This is a genomic window from Paenibacillus borealis (assembly GCF_000758665.1).
Taxonomy (GTDB): Bacteria; Bacillota; Bacilli; order Paenibacillales; family Paenibacillaceae; genus Paenibacillus_AQ; species Paenibacillus_AQ borealis.
Window position 1 is genome coordinate 2,087,035 of record NZ_CP009285.1, and the last position, 18,779, is coordinate 2,105,813.

General features: G+C 53.3%; 18 protein-coding genes and 1 riboswitch. Of the genes, 14 read left to right on the forward strand and 4 right to left on the reverse strand.

The annotated features are described in order from the left end of the window. Nucleotides 1-131: 131 nt before the first annotated feature. Nucleotides 132-572 carry a DUF5680 domain-containing protein gene (locus tag PBOR_RS08775; protein ID WP_245648090.1) on the forward strand — a complete coding sequence of 147 codons (441 nt, stop codon included), beginning with the start codon at nucleotides 132-134 and terminating at the stop codon, nucleotides 570-572. Between the two features lie 103 nt (nucleotides 573-675). On the opposite strand, the gene PBOR_RS37355 is transcribed toward PBOR_RS08775, so the two are convergent. Together PBOR_RS37355 and PBOR_RS08785 are read right to left on the reverse strand one after the other, a co-directional pair. After that, nucleotides 676-1,065 (reverse strand): hypothetical protein, encoded by a 390-nt coding sequence (locus PBOR_RS37355; RefSeq protein WP_042211340.1) that lies wholly within the window; start codon nucleotides 1,063-1,065, stop codon nucleotides 676-678. 138 nt (nucleotides 1,066-1,203) lie between these two features. After that, nucleotides 1,204-2,493, reverse strand: coding sequence for a helix-turn-helix domain-containing protein (locus PBOR_RS08785; RefSeq protein ID WP_052429392.1), 1,290 nt, complete (start codon nucleotides 2,491-2,493; stop codon nucleotides 1,204-1,206). A gap of 132 nt (nucleotides 2,494-2,625) precedes the next feature. On the opposite strand from PBOR_RS08785, the gene PBOR_RS08790 reads away from it, so the two are divergent. Continuing rightward, nucleotides 2,626-4,932 carry a glycoside hydrolase family 3 C-terminal domain-containing protein gene (locus PBOR_RS08790; RefSeq protein ID WP_042211341.1) on the forward strand — a complete coding sequence of 769 codons (2,307 nt, stop codon included), beginning with the start codon at nucleotides 2,626-2,628 and terminating at the stop codon, nucleotides 4,930-4,932. 54 nt (nucleotides 4,933-4,986) lie between these two features. On the opposite strand, the gene PBOR_RS08795 is transcribed toward PBOR_RS08790, so the two are convergent. Further along, nucleotides 4,987-5,916 (reverse strand): MBL fold metallo-hydrolase, encoded by a 930-nt coding sequence (locus PBOR_RS08795; protein ID WP_042211342.1) that lies wholly within the window; start codon nucleotides 5,914-5,916, stop codon nucleotides 4,987-4,989. 160 nt (nucleotides 5,917-6,076) lie between these two features. After that, a riboswitch (guanidine-I (ykkC/yxkD leader) is annotated at nucleotides 6,077-6,189 on the forward strand. A 57-nt stretch (nucleotides 6,190-6,246) separates the two neighbouring features. On the opposite strand from PBOR_RS08795, the gene PBOR_RS08800 reads away from it, so the two are divergent. From PBOR_RS08800 to PBOR_RS08830, 7 genes are all read left to right on the forward strand, one after another. Next, nucleotides 6,247-6,612: a DMT family transporter gene (locus PBOR_RS08800; RefSeq protein ID WP_042211343.1), complete on the forward strand. Its 366-nt coding sequence runs from the start codon at nucleotides 6,247-6,249 to the stop codon at nucleotides 6,610-6,612. 1 nt (nucleotide 6,613) lies between these two features. Next, a complete protein-coding gene (locus PBOR_RS08805) occupies nucleotides 6,614-6,928 on the forward strand; it encodes a DMT family transporter (RefSeq protein ID WP_042134787.1) in 315 nt (104 codons plus the stop codon). Between the two features lie 121 nt (nucleotides 6,929-7,049). Next, on the forward strand, nucleotides 7,050-7,913 hold the full coding sequence (locus PBOR_RS08810) for an aldo/keto reductase (protein ID WP_042211344.1): 864 nt from the start codon (nucleotides 7,050-7,052) through the stop codon (nucleotides 7,911-7,913). Between the two features lie 906 nt (nucleotides 7,914-8,819). After that, nucleotides 8,820-10,262, forward strand: coding sequence for a PTS mannitol transporter subunit IIBC (locus PBOR_RS08815; protein WP_042211345.1), 1,443 nt, complete (start codon nucleotides 8,820-8,822; stop codon nucleotides 10,260-10,262). Nucleotides 10,263-10,365: 103 nt separating this feature from the next. Continuing rightward, nucleotides 10,366-12,432 carry a BglG family transcription antiterminator gene (locus PBOR_RS08820; RefSeq protein ID WP_042211346.1) on the forward strand — a complete coding sequence of 689 codons (2,067 nt, stop codon included), beginning with the start codon at nucleotides 10,366-10,368 and terminating at the stop codon, nucleotides 12,430-12,432. A 21-nt stretch (nucleotides 12,433-12,453) separates the two neighbouring features. Beyond that, nucleotides 12,454-12,888, forward strand: coding sequence for a PTS mannitol transporter subunit IIA (locus PBOR_RS08825; protein ID WP_042211347.1), 435 nt, complete (start codon nucleotides 12,454-12,456; stop codon nucleotides 12,886-12,888). Next, a complete protein-coding gene (locus PBOR_RS08830) occupies nucleotides 12,888-14,033 on the forward strand; it encodes a mannitol-1-phosphate 5-dehydrogenase (RefSeq protein WP_042211348.1) in 1,146 nt (381 codons plus the stop codon). Before PBOR_RS08825 ends, PBOR_RS08830 begins: the two co-directional genes overlap by 1 nt. Nucleotides 14,034-14,187: 154 nt before the next feature. Here the strand turns inward: PBOR_RS08830 and PBOR_RS08835 are convergent, their stop codons facing one another. Continuing rightward, the gene (locus tag PBOR_RS08835; protein WP_042211349.1) at nucleotides 14,188-15,261 is read right to left on the reverse strand and encodes a M42 family metallopeptidase; all 1,074 of its coding nucleotides are present in this window, start codon (nucleotides 15,259-15,261) and stop codon (nucleotides 14,188-14,190) included. A gap of 279 nt (nucleotides 15,262-15,540) precedes the next feature. Here PBOR_RS08835 and PBOR_RS38325 point away from each other — a divergent pair, with 279 nt between their 5' ends. The 5 genes from PBOR_RS38325 (at nucleotide 15,541) to PBOR_RS36885 (ending at nucleotide 18,468) form a co-directional block, all read left to right on the forward strand. After that, nucleotides 15,541-15,669: a hypothetical protein gene (locus PBOR_RS38325; RefSeq protein WP_281192298.1), complete on the forward strand. Its 129-nt coding sequence runs from the start codon at nucleotides 15,541-15,543 to the stop codon at nucleotides 15,667-15,669. Nucleotides 15,670-15,835: 166 nt separating this feature from the next. Continuing rightward, nucleotides 15,836-16,300 carry a stage V sporulation protein AC gene (gene spoVAC, locus PBOR_RS08840; RefSeq protein WP_425415533.1) on the forward strand — a complete coding sequence of 155 codons (465 nt, stop codon included), beginning with the start codon at nucleotides 15,836-15,838 and terminating at the stop codon, nucleotides 16,298-16,300. A gap of 3 nt (nucleotides 16,301-16,303) precedes the next feature. Beyond that, nucleotides 16,304-17,338: a stage V sporulation protein AD gene (gene spoVAD, locus PBOR_RS08845; RefSeq protein WP_042211351.1), complete on the forward strand. Its 1,035-nt coding sequence runs from the start codon at nucleotides 16,304-16,306 to the stop codon at nucleotides 17,336-17,338. Then, nucleotides 17,335-17,685: a stage V sporulation protein AE gene (gene spoVAE, locus PBOR_RS08850; protein ID WP_042211352.1), complete on the forward strand. Its 351-nt coding sequence runs from the start codon at nucleotides 17,335-17,337 to the stop codon at nucleotides 17,683-17,685. Before spoVAD ends, spoVAE begins: the two co-directional genes overlap by 4 nt. Nucleotides 17,686-18,147: 462 nt before the next feature. Further along, entirely contained in the window at nucleotides 18,148-18,468 is a 321-nt protein-coding gene (locus PBOR_RS36885; RefSeq protein ID WP_157763999.1) for a hypothetical protein, read from the forward strand. The last annotated feature ends 311 nt before the right edge of the window (nucleotides 18,469-18,779 follow it).

Below are 18,779 nucleotides of genomic sequence, written 5' to 3' on the forward strand. Positions count from 1 at the left end.
TCAAACATGCCGAGTACATTTTTATGTTTCCGCTATATAGAAACCTAATATTAGGAGATAAATCACTGCCGGTTAAGAACGTATGTTCTATTATGAATGAGATGTATTAATCTTCCGGGAGGATGAACATTATGGTGGACAAGATTAAGTTTCTGATGGAGGCCAAGAAAGCAACTTACGCGGGTAAAGGTCCGGAGTTACTCCCGTCCCGTCCGGCGTCACATGATCTGGAATTTGTGCGCGGGAACTTGAGGTACATTGACACCTACCTGGGTACGGAGAAATTTGCCGGAGAGGAAGCCCTGTGGGAGGATGACCAGCCGCTGTGGGCGATGAATTACACCGGACGTGTAACTGCGGAAGGGTTCAGCGGAGACTTCCTGAAAGCCGCATTGTTCCTGGTGCCGGAGGATAAACCCTTCCGCGGGCCGGAGTATTATAAGGATGGACATCTCATCTATAAATGTTCAGTAGACGGGGAATTCTCCTGGTTCAGCGGATTAGAGGAGATTTGGTCCGGGGATACGAAGGTATATGAATGTATGTTTCATGGCGGCCTGATTAAGGGGTAGCGCACGGAACGTCCTTCCCTGCCTGCCGCCCGCCAGAATCCTTGTCACCGCAAGAGCCTCCCGAGCAGCCCATTCACGGCATACGGGAGGCTCTGTTATTCTGTCAATCGCCGCCGCCCCCACCGCCCGAATCCCCGCCGCCGCCGGAATCGCCACCGCCACCGAAATCGCCGCCGCCATGTCCTCCATGACCGCCGCTGTCCCAGCCGCCGTGGCCGCCATGATGGCTGCCGCTATCCCAGCTGCTGCCGCCATGGCTGTGGTTGTGATGCCCGTGGTGATGGCTGGCTCCGCTGTGCCCGCCATTGTGACGGTGATCATCGCTGCGGCTGTCTCCGGCAGAGCTGTTCGGATCAGCTCCCGTGAAGAAGTAACTGTCTGCAGAGTTATCTCTGTTCCCGTACTGCCTCTTCCTGCGTTCAAAGCCATTACCGTAATTAATTGCCTGCACCACGATAATCGCAACCACTCCAATAATAATAATGGCTCCCATGCTGAATCGCTCCTTTGAAAAGAAAGTATACAAGTGCTCATAACCGGATCATACCATAATTTTGCAAATTTATGTTGTGATTGTACCGCAAGGCTGGCGCAACCGGGAATAATCAGGAGCTTAGAACCAGCTGCCTGCTTAGGTGAAGCGGGAGAACCGCTCTGAATCCTGCTTGTATTGTCCGGGAGTGAGGCCCGTGTATTTCTTGAATACCTTGGTAAAATAGCTCTGGTCGTTGAAATGCAGACGGGAGGCGATGTCCGACAGCGTAATGCCGGGCAGCTCCAGCAGCCGCTTGGCTTCTTCGATCCGCTCCTGCCGGATATAATCACTGATGGCGGTTCCGGTCTCTTGCTTGAACAGCTTGGACAGGTAACTGGCATTCAGTCCGGTGAATTCGGCCAGCCTGCTGAGCGGAATCTCTTCATATAAATGATTGTAAATATAATTCTGGCAAAGCGCGGAGATGCGGGAGAGCTTCGAACTGCGGCTGCCCAGTACCTGATCGGCGAAGTCACAGAGAGCGGCAAGCTGGGCGCGGTCCACAGCCGGAATATCGTGAAGCTCTTCAATATGCTGGATGTGAAAGTCGCTGAGGGTATAGGCAATCTCCCAGAACAGCCCGCCTTCGATCGCTGCGCGTGTCGCCAGTGTAATGGAGGAGACGGCCAGATTTTTTTTGCTGCGCAGCTGGCTTTTCTTCGACAACCGTCCGTAGCTCTCTTCCGAAAAAGAAGCCTGGGTCCGCAGCAATCCTGCCTTGTCCCCGTTCCTGATATAGCGGAACATCTCCCGCTCCAGCATCGGATCATGGTGCAGCCAGGTATTCTCGCGGCGGTAGGACAGGTCCAGGTCCGGGCTGTCATCCGGCTGCGGGACAGGCGCCTGCGCCTTGCCCGCAGCAAGCAGCAGCTCCGTAATGGACAACGCCTCACCGGTGGCAAGGGTGTAAAGCAGCAGCGCAGCATGATACCAGCGCATCCGGCTGAGTACAGGCAAGCTGCGGTAATACTGCAGCCATCCTTCCTGTTGCCCCGGCGGAATGCTGTAATCGCGCATCAGGCTGGCTGCGTTATCTCCGGTGACCGGTGCGCTTAGCACCGGTCCGATGACGATGGCTCCGCCGGTGCGATCTGCTTCAGGCAGCTGGAGAATGATGAAATTCTCCAGGAAGCCGGTGGTATGCAGATACGGCGGAGCAGCAGTGCCGGCAGCTTTCGTGGAAGCCGTTGCCGCAGGACTGCTCCTGCGTGCCATATCCATGACCTCGTGAAGCAGGCCGTGAACTCCCTGAACGGCCTGGCGGCATTCGAATGCCGGAGGCAGGGTCAGCCGGGGAGTGTCTGCTGCATCCAGCCACATGACCGGAACCCGGTAAGCCTCGTATATCAGCTTGCAGATATACTCTATTCCTTCGCGTTCTTCCATGTCCTCGCGTATATCCAACACTTCCTTTTCTTATATAACCAAATTACCAAAAATCCAATTAAAATGCCATAAATGCCGGAACAAGTTGGTTAAAATAAAGAAAAGAAAACGCATTCTTAGGAGGGCAACACTATGGCAACGGCAACAACAGCGGATATCCGGCAGCTTATTTCGCAAATGACACTTGAAGAGAAGGCCGGACTTTGCTCCGGACTGGATTTCTGGAATACCAAAGGCATTGAACGGCTGGGCATTCCTTCACTGATGGTAACGGACGGGCCTCACGGTCTTCGCAAGCAGCAGGGAAATGCGGACCATCTGGGCCTGCATAACAGCGTACCGGCGACTTGTTTTCCGTCAGCGGCGGGTCTGGCTTCTTCCTGGGACCGTAAGCTGATTGCCCGGGTAGGCGAGGCATTGGGGGCGGAATGTCAGGTGGAGAATGTCGCTGTTCTGCTCGGACCGGGCAATAATATCAAACGTTCACCGCTGAATGGCCGGAACTTTGAATATTTCTCGGAAGATCCTTATTTGGCTTCGGAGATGGCCGCGCATCATGTGAAGGGTGTGCAGAGCCAGGGGGTCGGCACTTCACTGAAGCATTTTGCCGCTAATAATCAGGAACACCGCCGGATGTCCGTGGATGCCATTATTGATGAGCGGACCCTCCGCGAGATCTATCTGGCCAGCTTCGAAGGTACGGTGAAGCAGAGCCAGCCTTGGAGTGTTATGTGTTCCTATAACCAGGTGAATGGTGAGTATGCTTCAGAGAGCCACAAACTGCTGACTCAAGTGCTCCGCGATGAGTGGGGCTTTGAAGGCTTTGTCGTGTCGGACTGGGGCGCGGTCAATGAGCGGGTGAAGGCGCTGCAGGCGGGTCTGGAGCTGGAAATGCCGTCAAGCGGAGGCATCGGCGACGCCAAGATCGTAGCTGCAGTGAACAGCGGAGAGCTGCCCGTAGCGACCCTGGATCTGGCTGTAGAGCGGATGCTGACCTTTATCTTCAAAAGCGTGGACAGCCGCAGCGAAGAGGCAGTCTTCGATCAGGATAAACATCATGCGCTCGCGCGTGAAGTGGCCCGTGAGAGCATGGTGCTGCTGAAGAATGAGGATGGAATTCTGCCCCTCGCGAAGAGCGGCACACTTGCAATCATCGGCGAATTCGCCAAGACCCCGCGTTACCAGGGCGGCGGCAGCTCGCATGTGAATCCGACGAAGCTGGATGATGCTTTCATCGAGATGCAGGCGGTTGCCGGAGATGCCGCAAGCTTCCTCTACGCACAGGGCTATGAGCTGGCCAGCGATGAGGTTAATGAAGAGCTGCTGCAGGAAGCCCGGGATACAGCAGTGAAGGCGGATGCTGCCGTGCTGTTCCTCGGATTGCCTGACCGCTATGAGTCGGAAGGGTATGACCGCAGCCATCTGTCGCTTCCGGCAAGCCATCTGGCGCTGATCCATGCTGTGGCTGAGGTTCAGAGTAACATTATCGTGGTGCTCAGCAACGGATCTCCTGTAGAAATGCCTTGGCTGCCGCAGACGAAGGCCGTGCTGGAAGGATATCTCGGGGGGCAGGCTTTTGGCGGCGCGGTGGCCGATCTGCTCTTTGGTGAAGTAAGCCCAAGCGGCAAGCTGGCGGAGACGTTCCCGCAGAAGCTGAGCGACAATCCTTCATTCCTGAACTTCCCCGGGGAAGGCGATACTGTGGAGTACAAGGAAGGCTTGTTTGTAGGCTACCGTTATTATGATAAAAAAGAAATCGAGCCGCTGTTCCCGTTCGGGTTCGGACTCAGCTATACAGAGTTCGAGTACAGCAATTTGTTGCTGGATCAGACCAGCATCAAGGATACGGACACCGTACAGGTTTCGGTTACCGTTAAGAACACCGGCAGCAGAACAGGCAAAGAAACTGTGCAGCTCTATGTCAGCGATGTAGAGAGCAGCGTAATCCGTCCGCTCCAGGAGCTGAAGGGCTTCGACAAGCTTGAACTGCAGCCGGGGGAAGAGCGCGAGGTAACCTTTACACTGAATAAGCGCTCCTTTGCCTATTACAATGTGAAGCTGGCCGACTGGCATGTGGAGAGCGGAATGTTCAATGTCGCCGTAGGTTCATCCTCACGGGATATCCGCCTCACCGCAGAGCTGGAGGTAGTATCGACAGCGAAGCAGGCCGCCAAGTTCCACCGTAATTCTACCGTGGGTGATCTGCTGGCAAATCCGCTGACTGAGGGCAAAGCGAAGAATTACGGCAGCATTTTCGGGATGGAAGAGGCGATGGGTGATAATCCCGAAATGTTCCTGGCCATGATGAAATACATGCCGCTGCGCGCGCTGATCGGCTTCGGCCAGGGCAAATATACCGAAGCTGACCTGGCTGAGGATTTGCGTGAATTGAATGCATTGGCCGGACAGGAGGAAGTGAATCAGCCGGGCGACAAGTGATTCCGGGAGAACAATGAAGAAGGCAGCGGGCCGTTAAGGTCCGCTGCTTCTTTATCATTTGCGCAGGAGAAACTCCAGGTTCCGCTGGAATACACCAGGGGCTTTCCAGCGCTGATACGCTTCAGGAACGGGAATGCAGGAAATGTCCGGCTGAGCCGGGTTCATGTGGTAATCAGCACTGATAGCCAATAAGTCAGTGATATATTGTCTCATACTGCCGATTGCGCTGGCATCGCTGACCGGACCATGGCCGGGAACGATCTGCTGTGCATCCAGCTTCTCGAGTGTCTCAAGAGCATGCAGCCAGCTATGCGGATTGCCGTCCGTGAACAGCGGGTGGTTATGTACGGCAATAACATCCCCGGCAAAGACGATGAAATCAGAGGGTGAATAGAGGATGGTATCACATACCGTATGCGCCTGGCCGAGAGACAGCAGCTCTACGCTTCTTTTGGTCCCGTGAAGAGTTAGTTGATGTCCGAAGGTGAGAACCGGGTAGGTTACCATCAGCGTTTCTATGGATTCGCGGATTTCCAGCAGATAGGCCTGCTCGGCAGTCAGCTGCAGCCGCCCGGCTTCCTCGGGTCCAGCAGATATCTTGGCGGCGAGCCCGGCAAGATCAGCCTCCAGCTTCGGCAAGAGTGGAGTCATACGGGCCAGCCACCCGGGCTGGGTCTGCTCCATCATCGCCCGCGTTCTGCTGGAGGCGATTATCGTTTCTTCCGCGAAACACTGGTTGCCCCGGACATGATCTCCATGCCAGTGACTGTTGACAACATAGCGGATAGGCTGATCCAGCAGGCTCATTGCAGCTTGACGAAGATCCCTGCCCGCCTGCGGAGTATTGAACGTGTCGAAGATAAGAGTGAATCCGCCCAGGTCAATAATCCCTGCATTGCTCATGGCGCCGCCCTGATCAGTAGCTTCTAGGGCATAGATGCCCTCAGCTAATGCAATAATGTTGAAATGTCTGGAATGGAACATAGCATGACCTCTTTCCCAAAATGAAGAATATAAATCCTAATATCCCAATATTTCCAGTTTATTTATACGTGATTATACCGCCGTTTGTTTCATCCGGAAGAATATAGGGGTTGCTTTTCACAGCGTAATTTGCTAACATACGATGTAACTTAATAGTGCTTTATATGTTCTCTAGGGTTCCGCAGCAGTTGTACGATGCTGGTCTGGTCCGAGGGGGAACGCACGGAGTGAACCATGGCCGTGTATACACGGAGGGATAAAAGCCCGGGAGGTATCGTCATACGACGATAACCTTCCGGGCTTATTTTATTTTCAGGAGGCGGAAGAGAAATGAACATAAGCAAGAACAGCAAGTCATGGGCAATGATTGCAGGTGCCGCCTGTTTTGAAGTGGTATGGGTAATCGGGCTGAAGCATGCTGCAGCTCCCTGGGAATGGGCGATAACGATAGTGGCAATTCTGGTCAGCTTCTGCGCCCTCATATGGGCCAGCGGCAGGCTGCCGGTCGGTACAGTCTACGCAGTATTTGTCGGGCTAGGGACTGCGGGAACTGTTCTGGCCGGCGGAATCCTGTTCGGAGAGCCGCTGCGTCCGCTGAAGCTGGTACTGATACTGGTGCTGCTGGCCGGAGTCGTCGGTCTGAAGCTGGCTACGCCTGCGGATAGTGCGGATAAGCAAGCGAAGGAGATGAATTAATATGGCATGGGTAATGTTGATTGCCGCCGGGTTATGTGAGATGTTTGGGGTGGCGATGATTGGCAAGCTGCATAAGAACCGCAACTGGCAGTCTGCAGGTCTGCTTGTGCTGGGTTTTGGTGCAAGCTTCCTGCTGCTTTCACTGGCGATGGAGAGCCTGCCGATGGGGATAGCTTACGCAATCTGGACAGGGATTGGCGCGTCTGGAGCGGCGATTATGGGTATGGTGTTCTATGGTGAGGCCCGCGATCCGCGGCGTATTTTTTGCATCGTGCTGATTCTGGGAGCTGTAGCCGGGCTGAAGCTGATCGGCTGATTCCGCTGAAAGTTTATGATTTGGACACTTGCCGGATGTTTCGGGAGAGCGGATATGGTAAGTATAGTAAGTAGTAAGCAACAAGTCACACCATTCATCCTATAAGGAGACTTCCATTATTATGAGCAAACCTGTATCTGATAAAATCCTTCTGCCGGACGGAGCTATGTTGCCCAGACTGGGTCTTGGAACCTGGTTCATGGGCGAGCATGCAGCGAACCGGGCTGAAGAAATTGCAGCTCTGCGCCTTGGCGTAGAGCTGGGAATGAATCTGATTGATACCGCTGAGATGTATGGGGAGGGCCGCTCCGAGGAGCTTGTCGGTGAAGCGGTGAAAGGAATCCGCGATGACGTATTCCTCGTTTCCAAGGTTTATCCGCATAATGCTGCAGGAGCCGGACTAATCCGCAGCTGTGAAGCAAGCCTGAAGCGGCTGGGCACCGATCATCTGGATCTGTACCTGCTGCACTGGCGGGGGACCATCCCGCTGGAGGAGACTGTAGAGGGAATGGAGGCACTGGTGGCTTCCGGCAAAATCGCCCGCTGGGGCGTATCCAATTTCGATACACCCGACATGCAGGAGCTGCTGCGCATTCCCGGCGGCAATCATTGCGCTGTGAATCAGGTGCTCTACCATCTCGGCTCCAGAGGCATCGAGCATGAGCTCCTGCCATGGCTGAGCGGTCACAAGATTCCGGTAATGGCCTATTCTCCGCTGGCCCAGGCGGGAACGCTGAGAAAAGGATTGACGGAGAATGAAACCGTGCAGAGGATTGCCCGGGGCCATGGAGCGACTCCGCTGCAGATTCTGCTCGCCTGGAGCATCCGTGAAGCGGATGTGCTGGCGATTCCCAAGGCGGGCACCCGCCAGCATGTGGAAGAGAATGCGGCCGCCGGCAAGCTTGTGCTTACGTCAGATGAGCTGTGGCAGCTGGACGATGCTTTTCCGCAGCCGTCGTGGAAGGTTCCGCTGGATATGATTTGATGATATGCATTTAGCATCATAAGCATGATAAGCATGACAAGCATGACAAGACAAGGCTGTCCCCGTACAGGGGGCAGTTTTTTTGTTGTATTTTTGTTGTATAGGAACTCATGATATTCGTCTGTTGTGGATAAGCTTCATTGGAACAAGAAGCAGAACCGTTGGAAGGACCAATTTGTTCTTGCATCAGCAATCCCGCAGAAACCCCCGGTAGGCTGGCCAGAGGAGGGCCAAATGTATGCGAAAAACCGAATACAATGAGCCGCTGCGAGGGTAATCAGGCCAATGTATGCGAAAAACCAAACACAATGAGCCGCTGCGAGGGTAATCAGGCCAAATGTATGCGAAAAACCGAATACAATGAGCCGCTGCGAGGGTAATCAGGCCAAATGTATGCGAAAAACTGAATACAATGAGCCGCTGTGAGGGTAATCAGACCAAATGTATGCGAAAAACCGAATACAATGAGCCGCTGCGAGGGTAATCAGGCCAAATGTGTATGAGAAACCGAATACAATTTGCATCCCTGGGAGAAATGAGGAGCATAAGTAGCAACTGGATTATCCATGAACTTTGTGGGTTATTTTGTGCGGCGAGGCTGGCGGATATGATAAATAACGGTATTCGGGTGCATTCTAAAGGGGGAGTGCGGCGGCAGAAGGGTTGCAAACAAAGCGGAGTATCCTTGCCAATAGGCCTGATATAGGCCATTCGGAGTAGTGGAAACACCATACTATAGCCCCTTGGCAGGAACTCTTAAATGATGTCAACAACATTCATGACGAAACCGTGTTTTCAATTTGGTGACAAAGAAAGCGCTTTGATTTACGATGTGTTCATAGGAGATAACCTTCAAGAAGAAGTAAATGAAGGGTTCTCATTCAATTAATTAGGGGGGCATTTTAAATGGCCACAACGGCAACTCAGCAAACTTCATCCGGTGGTGCACGGGTTAGAGTCCAGCAATTCGGACGCATGCTCAGCGGTATGGTTATGCCGAATATCGGCGCATTCATCGCATGGGGGTTAATTACAGCATTATTTATTCCAACAGGCTGGCTTCCAAATGAAAGCCTTGCAGCTCTGGTTGATCCAATGATCAAATATTTGCTTCCGCTGCTGATCGGATATACCGGCGGGCAGATGGTTCACGGCAAACGCGGCGGTGTTATCGGGGCAGTAGTTACAATGGGGGTTATTGTCGGATCATCTATTCCGATGTTCCTTGGAGCTATGCTGGTCGGTCCTCTGGCTGGCTGGGTATTGAAGCAATTTGACAAAGCGGTTGACGGCAAAATTAAAGCCGGCTTCGAAATGCTTGTTAATAACTTCTCACTCGGTATTATCGGTGGCTTATTATCCGTCGGAGCTCTTAAAGGTATCGGACCTCTGGTTGAAGGCTTGACCAACATCTTGTCTAATGGCGTTGAGTTCCTGGTAAATCATAATCTGCTGCCGCTCATCAATATTATCATTGAGCCAGCCAAAGTATTGTTCCTGAACAATGCTATCAATCATGGTGTACTTGGACCAATCGCGCTTGAACAATCACAACGGGTAGGCAAATCTATTCTATTCATGCTTGAATCGAACCCTGGTCCAGGTCTTGGTATCCTGCTTGCTTACTGGCTTGTTGGTAAAGGCTCTGCTAAATCTTCCGCACCGGGCGCAATCATCATTCACTTCCTGGGCGGTATTCATGAAATCTACTTCCCTTACATCCTGATGAACCCGCGTCTGATCCTTGCCGTTATCGGTGGTGGTGTATCCGGTACATTCACCTTCCAGATGCTGGGTGCAGGTCTCGTAGCTTCTCCTTCTCCAGGTAGTATCTTTGCATACTTCGCGATGACACCTAAGGGTGGATATCTTCCAATGCTGGCCGGGGTTATCGTTGCCACCGTCGTGTCCTTCGCTCTTGCGGCCCTGTTGCTGAAGACTGTTAAGAAGAACGACGAAGAAGAAATGGATATTGAGGAAGCAGCAGCCAAGGTTAAAGACATGAAATCCGCCGGAACTGCAGCTCAAACTGCGGCAACTGCAACTACTGTAGCTGCTAATGTACGCACTAAAGCCAATGTGAACAAAATCGTCTTCGCTTGTGATGCAGGGATGGGTTCCAGTGCGATGGGCGCTTCCGTACTGCGCAAGAAACTGCAAGGCGCAGGGGTTAACATTACGGTTGTGAACTCTGCTGTCAGTGAAATTCCTGCGGATGCCGACATCGTAGTTACCCAGAAGACACTTACTGACCGTGCCATTGCCGTGAATCCAAACGCAGAGCACATCTCGATCGACAACTTCCTGAAGAGCCCGAAATACGATGAGCTCGTGGAACGTTTGAAGTAAGACGCAGAAGTGTAAGATAAATTAATAAGCATAATGTCAAATAAGGAGACGCTGGCCGCCAAAGCCAGCGTTTGTCTCCGTGTAGGGCGAGGGTTCGCGGAATATGAGGAAAATTACCGCCAGACAGCGCCAGATCATATGGCTTCTGCTCGGAGTCAGCGGAGAAATTACGGCCGCTGAAATCGCCGAGGCTACCGGTGTGAGTGTAAGAACCGTTCACCGGGAGATGGAGGACATAGAGTCTGCGCTGAAGAATTTTGGTCTGAATCTGATCAAAAAATCGGGGAAAGGCATACAATTGAGCGGCCCGGAGGCCGGTCTTGCGGAGCTGCGCCTGTTTTTGCGGGAAGAGAAGCCGGCGGAGTATTCTGGAGAAGACCGCAAGGTGTATGAGCTCTGCGCCCTGCTGGAGGCGGAAGAGCCGGTGAAGCTGTTCACGCTCGCGCATTCACTCAAGGTGACTGTCGCCTCTGTAAGCTACGATCTGGACGAACTGGAACAATGGGTCCGTAAATTTGGCCTGGAGCTGGTCCGCAGAAGAGGCTACGGCGTTGAAATCACCGGCAGCGAGATCGATAAGCGCCGGGCGATTGGCCGGCTGGCCGCCGAGCATCTGGATCTGTCTGATCTGGTAGGCCATGGCACCCAGACTGAGAGCAACCCGGTCTTCCGTGTTCTGCTGTCTACGGTAGGGAAATCCAATCTCATGGAGGTAGAGAATACCCTGTGGGATATGGAATGGAAATGGACCGCCGAGCTTCCGGAGATTGTCTACATGGAAATGCTGCTGGGTCTTGCCGTAACGACCAGGCGGATCGAAATTGGCCGGAGCATTGACAGCGGAGAAGAAGCGGGTTATTCCAGAATGTCTGATCACCGCAACATTGCCGGAGCCGAGAGCTTTGTCCAGCAGCTCGGAGCGGCGCTTGGAATGGAAATTCCCCGGGTAGAGGTCTTGTATATCGCCGGATTATTCGACCGGGTACAGGATTCATTCTCTTCTGCAGGCTTTGCCTACGGCGATATCGAATTAATGGAGATCGTCTATAAGCTTACAGAGAGCGTGGTCAAGCGGACCGGGCTTCCCTTCCAGAGCGACCGTTCCCTGCGCGAAGGGCTGCTGGAGCATATCGATCCTGCCCTGAAGCGGATTAGGGAAGGCACCCGCATCCGCAATCCGCTGCTTGGACCGATCCGCCGGGATTATGAGTATCTGTTCAACATCGTCCGTGCCTCCGTAGAGGATATGCAGCTTGAGCTTGAAATTCCGGATGAAGAAATCGGATTTCTGGTGATGCATTTCGGGGCTTCCGTAGAGCGGCTTAATCAGCTAAGGCGTAATGTCAGAGCTATTCTGGTCTGTGCCAGCGGACTTAGCTCATCCCGTCTGCTGGCCACCCGGCTGACCAAAGAAATGCCGCAGATTGAGATTCTCGGCAATATTTCCTGGTATGAAGCCGCGCGGCTGCCGGATGTGGACTACGACCTGATTATTTCTACCATTGATCTGCCGATTGATAAGGAACGTTATATCAAAATCAGCCCCCTGCTCACAGGGGAAGAGATAGAGAAACTGCTGAATTATATCCAGAACACAACGCTGCGTGAGCGGGAAACAGGCCCATTAGGTGAGCAGGACCGGACTATGCGGGATGAAGCTTCACTTGAACGGCTGAAGAGCTACAAGGGGATTCTTGATGAAATGGTCAGCCTGCTGGAGCGGTTCCGGTTCCATCCGATTGACAACAAAGGTATGGATTTGTCTGCAACACTGGTGGAAATGCTGGCTCTGCTGAATGGAAGCGGCGTAATTGGGGATGCGGACATTGTGCTGGAGCGCCTGCTGGAGCGGGAGCGGATGACCAGCCAGGTGATCCCGGACACAGGGCTGGCGCTTTTCCATACCCGGAGCAGCCACATTCATCTGTCGTCGCTTACGTTGTACCGGCTGCGTCAGCCTGTGATTCTGGAGGGAGACACTGAGGTTAGAGTGATTCTGCTTATGCTGGCTCCGCGCAGACTGTCCAAGGAGAGTCTGGAGGTGCTCAGCGAGATCAGCGCTTTGCTGCTTAATTCCGAACTGGTACAATTGCTGGAGGAGCGTACGGAGCCTGAGATCCGGGGATATCTGTCCTCGGAGCTGCTTCATTTTTTCCAAACCAAAATTTAATTTGAAAGTGAGAGAAACCATATGAGTATACTGTCAGAGAATAAAGTAATTATGCACGGTGCCGCTAAAGATAAATACGAAGCGATCACTATGGCGGGTAAGCTGCTTGTCGATGCAGGACATGTAACCGAAGAATATATTCCCAAGATGCTGGAGCGCGAGGAAGTGGTGTCGACATATATGGGCGGAGGGCTTGCTATCCCCCACGGTACCAAGGAAGCCCGGCCGTTCATCAAATCCACAGGGCTGTCTGTAATCCGTTTTCCGGACGGTGTGGATTTCGGCGGGGATGAGCCGGCATTTGTAGTGATCGGTATTGCCGCCGCAGGCGACGGGCATATGGAGGTCCTGACCAACGTGGCGATGATTTTCACAGAAGATGATGCCATTGAGCGCGTAATGAATGCTCCAACTGCCGCTGATGTGATCGCGATCTTCGAAGGAGGCATGGAATAATGAAGGCTGTCCATTTCGGCGCGGGCAACATCGGCAGAGGTTTCATCGGACTGCTGCTGTCGCAGGCAGGGTATCAAGTAACTTTCGTGGATGTAAATGAGGCGTTTGTATCCCAGCTTCAGGAGCGCGGCGAGTATCCGGTAACGCTGGCCAGCGATGGTCAGGAAACGGTAATCGTCAAAAATGTAACTGCACTCAGCAGCGTAACTCACGGTGAAGAAGTTGCAGCTGCCATTGCTGAAGCCGATCTGGTTACCACCGCTGTCGGCGTGTCGATTCTGAAGCATATTGCAGGTGTGCTGGCTGATGGCATCAGCAGACGGGTAGCGGTCTCTTCCGCACCGCTGCATGTAATTGCCTGCGAGAACGCGATTGGCGGCAGTGCCCAGCTCAAAGAGCTGGTCTATGCCAAGCTTGATGAAGCAGCCCGCGCCAAAGCGGACGCTTCTGTTGCCTTCCCGAACGCGGCTGTGGACCGGATTGTTCCGCTGCAGCAGCATGAGGATATTCTGAAGGTGGTCGTAGAGCCATTCTATGAGTGGGTCGTAGATTCCTCCCAGATGATCCCGGGCTATACACCGGTTGAAGGTGTGCACTACGTGGATAACCTGGAGCCTTATATCGAGCGTAAATTGTTCACTGTTAATACAGGACACTGCTCCGCAGCTTATCTTGGCTTCCTGCGCGGGTACGAAACCATCCAGCAGGCTATGGCGGATGAAGCTTTGACTGCACAGGTCCGTGAAGTGCTGGAAGAAACGGGTGCGGTGCTGATTCAGAAGCATGGCTTCGATCAGGCAGAACACAGCAAGTATATCGACAAAATCCTTGAGCGCTTCCGCAATCCGGCGCTGACCGATGAAGTGTCACGTGTAGGCCGTTCGCCGCTGCGCAAGCTGTCGCCGAATGACCGTCTGGTGTCTCCTGCTCTGCAGGCATACGACAGAGGGCTCAGCTATGCTGCCCTGACCCGCTCTATGGCCGGCGCGATGCTGTTCAAGGTCAGTGATGACCCGGAAGCAGTGGATCTGCAGGCAGCGATTGCCGAGCTTGGCGCAGAAGCAGCCCTGGCGAAATATACCGGCATTGCTGCTGATCATCCGGTTCATAAGTCCGCGATGGAGCAATATGCGAAGCTGAAATAAATCTATAGAAGTACAGCCGCAGGGGCAACCTATCCCTGCGGCTTTTTTGCGTTCCGGTGCGTATGATGTCGGCATAACAAATACGGCGCCCCATTTGTAAGAGAGGCACCGTAGTAAGGCTGGCATAACCATACCCGCCGAATTAAAGCTCTGCTTAGCTGTTCTCCAGAATCGTCTGCAGTGTAGTGCGGTCCAGGCCTTCAACCAGCTTGACCAGCAGCTCCTTGGCCGCTGCATAATCGTCGCTATGAATAATGGAAGTAGCCGTATGGATATAACGTGAACAGATCCCGATAACCGCTGAAGGAATGCCGATTCCGCTGACATGCACCTGACCGGCATCCGTTCCCCCCTGGGAGACGAAATACTGGTATTTAATCCGGTGAGTGTCCGCTGTATCCTGAACGTACTCAATCAGCCCGCGGTGCGTAATCATCGTAGGATCGAAGATGCGCAGCAGAGCACCCTGACCCAGATGGCCGAAGGCCTGGCGGTCGCCGGTCATATCGGCGGCGGCACTGGCATCCAGGCCGAAGAAAATATCCGGCTGAAGCAGATTGGCCGCGGTCCGCGCACCGCGCAGTCCGACTTCTTCCTGGACGGTGGCGCCGGAATAGACGGTATTCGGCAATTTTTTGCCATGCAATTCCTTCATTAATTCAATCGCCAGACCTACGCCATAGCGGTTGTCCCAGGCTTTAGCCATAATCTTCTTCGGATTGGCCAGCGGTGTGAACGGACAGACCGGCACAACCTGCTGCCCCGGAGCAACGCCGAAGCTCTGCGCTTCCTCGCGGCTGTCCGCACCGATATCTATGTACATTTTGCCGATATCGCCGGTCTTGCCCCGCTCCTCCGCGCTAAGCAAGTGGATCGGTGTGCTGCCGACAACGCCATTCAGCGTTCCTTTCGGGGTGATAATCTGCAGCCGCTGTGAAGCCACAGCCGAGGCAAGCCATCCGCCCAGCGGCGTGAAACGGATCATGCCGTTATCCGTGATGCCGGTAACCATGAATCCCACTTCATCCAGATGTCCGGCGACCATGATCTTGGGGCCGTTCGCCTCACCGCGCAGCACGCCGAACAGGCTGCCCAGGCGGTCCTGCACGAATTCATCGGTGTAAGGTGTCATCGCCTCCTTGACATAAGCGCGCAATTCGCGCTCGAAGCCGGGGGCCGAAGGGAATTCAGTCAATGTTTTGAACAAGTCGAGTGTTTCTGGATTCATATACATATCGCTCCTTTTTACACTTATAGAGGATGAACTTAAGTTATTAGATATTAGGATCAGCGTTATCTAAGGTCCTTCCCGTATATGGTTATTTTCTTTAGTTCATCTTGTCTAGTATGAACATTGTTGCGCCGATTGTCCATGTCAGGAAGGCATACGAACACAGTGACCCGGTAGGCGAATACTATATTGTGAGGGCTCTGCAGGCAGGAGCCGGGAAAGGAAGCGAGGAGAATGTGGCTCTCAGGAAGCGTAACCCGAACTGGCAATCAGGGAGTGCCCAGGAAGGTGCAGACCCGCGGGCTGCACAAGCGGTACCCCCGCCGGTACCGGCGGGACAATGAAGCTGTGCTGATACTGGTGCTGTTTATGCTGCTGATTGTTGTGCTGCTTTATTTTTCCTGAGCTTAAGGGGACATAACGGGGCCGCCTATAGTGAACAATAAGGAAAAACATTGTATTGAAGCACAACCCGGAGGGACGGGAAAAGCGTATCCCGCTGCCCGCTCCCTTTCGTATTCTACAGGAGGTGTCTGTATTGCCGGCGAAAACAAAGAAATCAGGCGTCAAGCTGCGGCTTGATACTTTGACCCCTCAGGGTTATCAGGAATTGGCCAAGCCTTATGTGCCATCCCGTCCTGTATTCAAGAATTGTGTGCGAGCCTTCCTATCCGGCGGCTTGATCTGTGTGCTTGGACAAGGCATCCAGGAAGCATTCATGGCAATATTCGATATGACTTCCCGCGAAGCAGCAAGCCCGACGGTAGCCATTATGATTCTGCTCTCTGTCATTCTGACCAGCTTCGGTGTCTATGACAAGCTGGCCCAGTGGTGCGGTGCAGGTACAGCGGTGCCCGTTACAGGGTTCGCCAACAGTATGTGCTCCGCTGCTCTTGAACACCGGGCTGAAGGACTAGTGCTCGGTGTCGGCGGCAATATGTTCAAGCTGGCCGGCTCTGTCATTGTTTTTGGTGTCGTTGCCGCATTTGTTGTAGGTGTGGTATATGCCGTTATGGGCTGGGGAGGTGCACATTAAACGATGAAGCAGCTCGGCAGTCAGACTTGGAAATTCACGAACCGTCCGGTCATTCTCGGCTCCTCCGCAGTGGTAGGCCCGGAAGAGGGAGAGGGCCCGCTTGCTTCAAGCTTTGATTTTATCTACGATTCACTGGAAATGGGCGAGAAGACATGGGAGAAGGCAGAACGTGCGTTGTTCGAAAAAGCCTCCAAGCTCGCGCTCATGAACGCGAATCTGGAGCAGGAGAAGCTGGAGTTCTTTGTCGGCGGTGATCTGATGAATCAGATCATCAGCAGCTCCTTCGCCGCGCGGAAGCTCGGCGTGCCTTATCTTGGCGTATTCGGCGCCTGCTCCACCTCCATGGAGAGTCTGGCTATCGCCTCCATGATTGTCGACTCCGGCGGCGGCAAGTATGCGCTGGCAGGCACATCAAGCCATAACTGTACCGTGGAGAAACAATTCCGCTATCCTACAGAGTATGGCTCACAGAAACCGCCAACGGCCCAATATACCGTTACCGGCTCAGGCTGTGCAGTGGTTGGTGTCAATGATGGTACTGTAAAAGGCCCGTATGTCGTGTCTGCTACGCTCGGGCGCATCATGGACCTTGGGCTGAAGGATCCGTTCAATATGGGAACCGCCATGGCCCCGGCCGCTGTGGATACGATTACTGCACATTTCAGGGATACAGGGCTATCACCCGGCCATTACGATCTGATCGTGACGGGAGACCTTGCTTCGGTGGGGCTGCCGATTGCCAAAGAACTGCTGGCCAAAGAAGGGATTCCTATGGAGCAGACAGTGTTCAATGACTGCGGCCTCATGATCTATGACCTGGACAAGCAGAAATATGTTATTGCCGGAGGGAGCGGCTGCGGCTGCTCGGCTGTTGTGACCTACGGCCATATTCTGAGCCGGCTGAAAAAGGGTGAATTGAAGCGGGTGCTGATTGTGGCAACCGGAGCACTGCTGTCCCCGCTGTCTTATCAGCAGGGGGAGAGCATACCGTGTGTGGCCCATGCGGTAGCCCTGGAGAGCGGAGGTGAAGAAGCATGATTTATTTGTGGGCTTTTCTGGTCGGCGGCGCCATCTGTGTCATCGGCCAGCTGATGTTCGATGTGCTTAAGCTGACCCCAGCTCATACTATGAGTACGCTGGTCGTACTCGGTGCGGTAGCCGATGCCTTCGGGATCTATGATCCGCTGGTGAAATTCGCCGGAGCCGGAGCGAGCATTCCGATTACCAGCTTCGGTAATTCCCTGGTGCATGGCGCACTCACGGAGCTGGAGCGCGATGGGTGGGTCGGGGTTGTCACGGGGATCTTCGACGTGACTAGTGCGGGGATATCATCCGCAATTGTTTTCTCATTCCTGGCGGCGCTTGTCGTCCGGCCGAAGGGATAGGGTGAGGGAAACCGTTATAGGATGAGGGACGGAAAACGGAAACTAATGGAACAGTAAAAGACTGCTTTTGGCGGTCTTTTTTCTTTGTGATTACCTGTAAACCCGAGCAAGGTCAATTGGATTGGTTTTGAGCATCGTAACTTTAAAGTTGTGGCAGACGATTGCGGTGGGATAGTGGGCGGAAATTTGGGCGGAGTAGGAGTAACCTGAATTTGTGACAGACGGGCATTATAAGGTAATGTCTTGAATCCGTTGGAAGCAGGCTGAGTGTAGGGGATGAGATGTTATTGTAAGGGCTGAAGTGGGCTCAGTGTGGGAATGAGGTGCCTTTGAATGGGAAGGAAGTGGGATAAGTGTGGGAATGATGTGCATTTGAGTGGTCAGGAAGTAGGCTAAGTGTGGGAATGAGGTGTTATTGAATGGGTTGGAAGTAGGCTAAGTGTGGGAATGAGGTGTTATTGAATGGCTGGAAGTGAGCTAAGTGTGGGAATGAGGGGAGAAGTAACTCTGAGCCGGCCGGTTAGCGGAACTGTTGAAGAACCGGCAGAAATCTTGCACAAATTACAACATTTCAGAGATCAAATCTGCCGAAACGCAAAAATCTTGCAGGAAATACAACAATCCAGGGTTCTCAGCAGCCAAACCGTCAGAAATCCTGCAAAAAGTACAACAATACCCGATTTAACCCGTCCAGCCGCCCGAAATCCTGCAAAAAGTACAACAATTCCTGATCTGACAAGCCAGCCCCCTGCCCGCCAAACGCACAGCCACAAACTCGAATAATCGCACCAGCTCACCGAGCGCACCAGCCACAAACTCGAATAATCGCACCAACTCACCGAACGCACCAGCCACAAACTCGAATAATCGCACCAGTCTTGTCACCCCAGCCCGAATCAAACACACCATTCCCGCCAACTCCACCAGATTTCCTACTTACTCCTGCCACCAGAGGAAGTGTAACTTCCTACGAATTGATCCATAGCGGCGATTACAAGCAAATGAAAGCCACACAAGCAAATAAATGATACATAAATGATAGATTAGCACTCAATCATCCGAGATGGCTCCACTCAGCGCGATTTATTAGCGCC